The sequence below is a fragment of the Oleiphilus sp. HI0117 genome (genome assembly GCF_001635235.1).
Window position 1 is genome coordinate 1 of sequence record NZ_LWGA01000890.1, and the last position, 6,061, is coordinate 6,061.

At 44.3% G+C, this 6,061-nt stretch carries 5 protein-coding genes; 2 read left to right on the forward strand and 3 right to left on the reverse strand.

Features of this window, described 5'->3' with window-relative positions; genetic code table 11:
- Nucleotides 1–234: type IV pilus biogenesis protein PilM (gene pilM, locus A3757_RS15660; RefSeq protein WP_197470070.1), on the reverse strand; the 234-nt coding region annotated here is incomplete at its 3' end.
- 182 nt (nucleotides 235–416) lie between these two features.
- On the opposite strand from pilM, the gene A3757_RS15665 reads away from it, so the two are divergent.
- On the forward strand, nucleotides 417–2,870 hold the full coding sequence (locus tag A3757_RS15665) for a penicillin-binding protein 1A (protein WP_068553393.1): 2,454 nt from the start codon (nucleotides 417–419) through the stop codon (nucleotides 2,868–2,870).
- A 129-nt stretch (nucleotides 2,871–2,999) separates the two neighbouring features.
- On the opposite strand, the gene A3757_RS15670 is transcribed toward A3757_RS15665, so the two are convergent.
- Together A3757_RS15670 and rpmE are read right to left on the reverse strand one after the other, a co-directional pair.
- Nucleotides 3,000–4,262, reverse strand: coding sequence for a malic enzyme-like NAD(P)-binding protein (locus A3757_RS15670; RefSeq protein ID WP_197470071.1), 1,263 nt, complete (start codon nucleotides 4,260–4,262; stop codon nucleotides 3,000–3,002).
- Between the two features lie 235 nt (nucleotides 4,263–4,497).
- Nucleotides 4,498–4,710: a 50S ribosomal protein L31 gene (gene rpmE / locus A3757_RS15675; protein ID WP_068509060.1), complete on the reverse strand. Its 213-nt coding sequence runs from the start codon at nucleotides 4,708–4,710 to the stop codon at nucleotides 4,498–4,500.
- Nucleotides 4,711–5,002: 292 nt separating this feature from the next.
- Between rpmE and A3757_RS15680 the strand changes: the two genes are divergently transcribed.
- On the forward strand, nucleotides 5,003–6,061 hold a 1,059-nt coding region (locus A3757_RS15680; RefSeq protein WP_156506349.1), incomplete at its 3' end, for a DEAD/DEAH box helicase.

Genomic DNA, 6,061 nt, shown 5'->3' on the forward strand with positions numbered 1-6,061 from the left:
AGCTAATCGACTATTAGCACGCGAGCGAGTCACCACCTTTCCGATGACTTCACCAACCAACTCCGAGTCATTAATATTCTTCTCTACTACGCAGTTACTAGGTAGCGGTTCCACGGCGTAACTCTCTACGCGGAACTTTTCACCATTCTTTGACAACTCCAATAATTTTACTGAAGAAGAACTGATATCGATTCCTAACAAGGAATCTTTTTTCTTTCCAAATAATCCAAACACGCGAAAACCCATTAAATTAATGGCAGCTACTTTGATTGAGATGTACTTATGAATCTATTATTCACACCTCAATGTACATTTTTTTACTTATAACACTCTAAAAAGACGTATAATCCTACAATTCTTAAATTAAAGCTATTTCTCAGATAATAGCTGTATATTTCTAACTTGCTAGGAAAAACATGTTTCGTTTTGTGAGACTCTTGAGCTTTTCAGCTTGGTCCTTGGCCGCAATGATATCTGGTGCCTTTTTCTTAATGGCCTCTTTCTTCCTTTATTTGACGCCAACACTTCCTGATGCCGAGCAACTTAAGCACACCCAATTACAAACACCCTTACGTATTTACTCACTTGATAGCAAAAGCATAGCCGAGTTCGGCGAAAAGAGAAGAAAGCCAATAAATATTGGTGACGCGCCTCAAAATTTGCTTAATGCCTTTATCGCAGCCGAGGATAATCGTTTTTTTGAGCACCGCGGAATAGATATAAAAGGCCTGGCTCGCGCAGCCACTCAGTTAGTTACCACAGGAAGAATTCAAACTGGCGGCAGTACCATCACCATGCAGGTTGCCAAAAACTTTTTTCTTTCCAGAGAAAAAACCTTCATCCGAAAGTTCAATGAAATTTTTTTAGCGATTCAGATTGAGCAATCTCTCTCCAAACAAGAAATCCTAGAACTTTATTTAAACAAGATTTATTTAGGTAATAGAGCCTACGGTGTTCATGCAGCTGCACAAGTCTATTATGGAAAGCCTATTGATGAATTAAACCTGGCACAAATGGCGATGATCGCGGGCCTTCCTAAAGCACCGTCTCGGTACAACCCCTTAGCCAATGCCAAACGAGCTAAAATCAGAAGAAACTGGATCCTGGACAGGATGCTTGATTTGGAGATGATCGATTCAGAACAACACGCTGAAGCAAAATCCTCTCTCATTACAGCCAGCTACCATGGCGGAAGCTCGGAACTTTATGCTCCTTATGTTGCTGAAATGGCGAGAAGAGAAGTTATTAATCGCTACGGTTCTGATGCATACACTTCTGGCATGCGTGTCTTCCTAACCGTAGACAGCAAACTACAAGAAGCAGCCTCACGCGCGGTCAAAAAAGGCTTGGAAGACTACGACAAGCGTCACGGCTACCGAGGCCCAATAAAAACCTTGGACATTAGCTCTGAAGAAGCAATCGAAAGCGCGATCAGTGAACTACGCTCCATCAAAACCCCACGTCAACACCAAGCAGCGCTGGTATTAGAAGTATCTCAAGATAGCGCCAAATTATCACTCAAAGATGGCCAGGAAAAGACCTTGCTACGCGAGCAGGCCGAATGGGCAAGAAAATACGAGACCGTTGACCGAAGAGGTCCTGCCATCAAAAGCCTGGAAGACATACTTCAAACCGGTGACGTGATTCAAGTGACCACGTCAAACACAGAAACCAGCAATGAAGACGGCGAAACGGCAATGGCAGAAATCATCCACCTAAGCCAACTTCCGGAGGCACAAGGCGCCCTTATTTCGATCAACCCCGACAACGGAGCAATCAAGGCACTGGTTGGCGGCTATGACTTTGCCATGAGCCACTACAACCGCGCGACACAAGCCAAACGACAACCAGGTTCCAACTTCAAAGCCTTTGTTTATTTGGCAGCGATAGAAAACGGGACCACCGCTGCAAGCCTTATCAACGATGCCCCAATCGTATTTGAGGACGACAATCTGGAAGCGGCATGGCGGCCCGAGAACTCTAGCGGTAAGTTTTATGGCCCAACCCGGATCCGAAAAGCACTGTATAATTCCCGCAACCTGGTATCTATTCGGCTCCTAAAAGAAACTGGCGTCCGAAAAACACTGAACACCATTGAGAAATTCGGTTTTGACAAAAAAGACCTACCCAGAGATTTGTCTCTCGCGCTTGGCAGCGCCGGACTCCCCCCTATCAGCATCGCCAGAGGATATGCAATGATAGCCAACGGCGGCTACAAAATTGATACCCATCTGATATCTCATATCGAAGATAATGAGGGGAACATAATTTTCAAAAACACGGCTCCCATCGTATGCCGTGAAAACTGCCTCACTCAACAAAGCTCAGAAGAGATTGACAACAAAGAGACTAACGAGGAAATCACCTACGCCCCGCGCATCGCCGATGAACGCGATATATATATTCTTCACTCAATGCTAAAAGACGTTATCACAAAAGGTACCGGCAGAAAGGCTCTACAACTAAAACGTAAAGACCTGGCAGGCAAGACTGGCACAACAAATGACCAAAAGGATGCATGGTTTTCCGGCTTCAACACTCAGCTAGAAACTAGCGTCTGGGTTGGTTTTGATAAGCCGCAAACACTAGGAAGGAGAGAATACGGGTCTCGCGCCGCGCTACCAATATGGAATGACTTTATGGCAGTCGCTCTAGAAGGCACACCAAACGCCAACTTGCCCCAACCTGACGGCCTGGTAACCGTTCGGATAAACAAAGAAACAGGCGAGCAAGCTCTGCCCGGCACAGACAACGCCATGTTCGAGATATTCAGAAAAGAGCTAGCACCGAAAAAGCCTAGAACCTTGCCACCTGCATTTGAACACAAAGAAAGCACACAACCTCAAATCGCTCCAGAAGATATCTTCTAACTAGCAAGAGCCTTCACGACACCACCCCATTCTACTCTAGACAAAATATAGAGACATAAAAAAACCGGTACTTTCCAGCACCGGTTTTTTTGTTTTCTTTAGAACTTTTGGCTCTAAAGAGTTAAGCCATTAGATATCTTCTAAAGACTTAAGTGGGTAGTTTGCAGGAAGTGGACCTTCCGCAGCACCCGTATCGATCGCTGCTTGAGCAACCGCAGTAGATACAATACCCAACAAACGGGAATCTGTCGCTTTTGGAATGATGTACTCTTTACCGAATTCCATTGAATCCACACCGTAAGCGTCTAGAACTTCCTTAGTTACAGGCTCTTTTGCTAGATTAGCAAGTGCTTTAGCAGCAGCCAGCTTCATCTCTTCATTGATAGCTGTTGCACGAACATCCAACGCACCACGGAAGATAAATGGGAAGCCAAGAACGTTGTTTACCTGGTTAGGGTAATCAGAACGACCTGTTGCCATAACAGCATCTGGACGAGATTCTGCAACCACTTCAGGCATGATTTCTGGAACCGGGTTAGCACATGCAAAGATGATTGGGTTTGGAGCCATCTTCTTAATTTGTTCACCAGTCACCATATCAGGACCAGATAGACCCAAGAAGATATCAGCACCGTCTAGCGCATCGTCAAACGTACGCTTGTCAGTATCTACTGCAAACATTGCCTTGTACTGGTTTAGATCATCACGACCAGAGTGGATAACACCTTTACGATCACACATGAAGATGTTTTCTGGCTTCATACCCGCAAGGGTAAGTAGCTTAGAACAAGAAATTGCAGCAGCACCGGCACCTAGTACCGCCATTTTTGCTTCTTCAATTTTCTTGCCTTGAATTTCAAGTGCGTTCAATGCACCTGCAACCGTTACGATAGCAGTACCGTGCTGGTCATCGTGGAAAACTGGAATGTTGCACTGCTCTTTAAGCGTACGCTCGATTTCAAAACACTCAGGTGCTTTAATGTCTTCTAGGTTAATGCCACCAAAAGTAATCGCAATACGACGCACTGTGTCGATAAATGCTTGAGGGCTTTCAGATTCAACTTCGATGTCGATTGAATCAACGCCAGCAAAACGTTTGAAAAGAAGAGACTTACCTTCCATTACAGGCTTAGAAGCCAAAGGACCTAAGTCACCCAGACCAAGAATCGCAGTACCATCAGTAATAACCGCTACCAAGTTACCTTTAGCAGTGTACTTATATGCATTTTCCGGGTCAGCAGCAATTTCCTTAACTGGCTCTGCAACACCTGGGCTATAAGCCAAAGAAAGGTCGCGAGAGGTTTGAGCAGGAGTAGAAAGTTCTACGCTGATTTTCCCTGGCTTCGGGAACTCATGGTAATCTAGAGCATCTTGTTTGAAATCTGACATTATATTCTACCGTTTTGGTTTTTCCGTTTAGGTTCTTTCAGGGACATTAAAGCCCTAAAGCCTGTCCGCGGCGCACATTATGACATCACTTATTACCTATGGACAATTATCAAATGATAATACGCCGTAACTTTTTTATTGTCATTTGACCGAAATCATCAAATAACCAGACGAAAAAAGAGCGACAAGCGCTCTTTTTCGGAATATCTTAGTTCTTTGGCAACTCGCCAAACAAAGCTTAGCCGCCGATACGGCTGCCGAAACGCTTCTTGAACTTATCAATACGACCACCTGTATCCATTACTTTCTGCTTACCAGTATAGAATGGGTGACATGCTGAACATACGTCCAGAGTAATATCTTTACATAGCGTAGAACGTGTTTTAATAACGTTACCACAACCACATTTTGCTTCGATTTCCTGGTAATCAGGATGAATAGCTTCTTTCATTGCACACCTCTAATTCAATTATGCCGCCACCTTACACTTATCACTCTTCTTTTAGCTTATAAAAAACCAGAAGAGCCGTTAAGGCACCGCACGAAAGGGGGCTTCCCATCTATCTTTACACCTTCAAACTTGCCTTGAAAACAAATTTTTAGACAAAAGACAGAGTGACTGCCAATTTTTAAGACGGCGCATATTAACAAAATAAACACAATAAGCAAGCATCGTTTATTTCATTTTTGAAATGCACTAGAATTTAGCCTCCTACTTCTAAGAGATTTCCTTCGTATCTTGCATGATCATCACCGTTGCAGTCCCCACCCCTTTATTTCGCTGCTTTGATTATCTGCCGCCTGATAAGATAAACCCTGAATATCTTGTGGAAGGGAGCAGGGTTCTCGTTCCCTTTGGGCCAAGAAAGTTAGTTGGCATTATCACTAAAATACAAAATACCCCTTCGGCTCATGAGGGGAAAATCAAGAACGCCTTGGCGCTTCTAGATCCATCACCCACTTTTCCAAGCGTTTTGATGCAGCTGCTAAACTGGGCCTCAAGCTATTATTGTCACCCTATTGGAGATTGTTTCGCGACCGCCCTGCCCGGAGCACTTAGAACAACCTCTGCAAAGCAAGGCGCGTTGGTCAAAAGCATAGAGCTAAGCAAATGGTATCGCAGCCCCAAACAGTTTGAAGGTAGAGCGAATGCAACCAAGCAAATAGAGATACTCGACTATCTCGAAAGCAACCCTGAAGGCGTTTGGCTCGATACACTCAAAGCTATGAGATATAGCAACAGTCAACTCAAAAACCTGGAAGGCGCAGGCTACATATATAAAGAAGTCTATGACCCCCTGAGCGCGGAAAAAGAACAACAAAGCAAAGCGCCCATTCAAAGCAAAACCCTCAATACCGAGCAAAAGCTTGCAGTTGAGACAATTCTTAACGCCGATGCAACTATCAATGCAACCCTACTTCAGGGTGTAACGGGCAGCGGCAAAACTGAAGTTTATATCGAATGCGTAAAGAAACAGCTTGAACAAGGTAAACAGGCCCTCATTCTCATCCCAGAAATTAACCTCAGCCCACAAACGCTACTCAGGTTCCAGAGTCAGCTGAGCACACCTATTGGCGTCATTCACTCTGGCATGAGCCATAAAGAGAAATATACTAGCTGGTTTTTAGCAAAAGAAGGCATTGCACGCGTCATCATCGGCACCCGTTCAGCAATTTTTACTCCCTTCAAAGAGCTCGGAATAATTATCGTAGATGAAGAGCATGACCCCTCCTACAAGCAGATTGATAATTTCAAATATTCAGCACGAGATCTATCAGTCAAACGCGGACAGATTGAACAA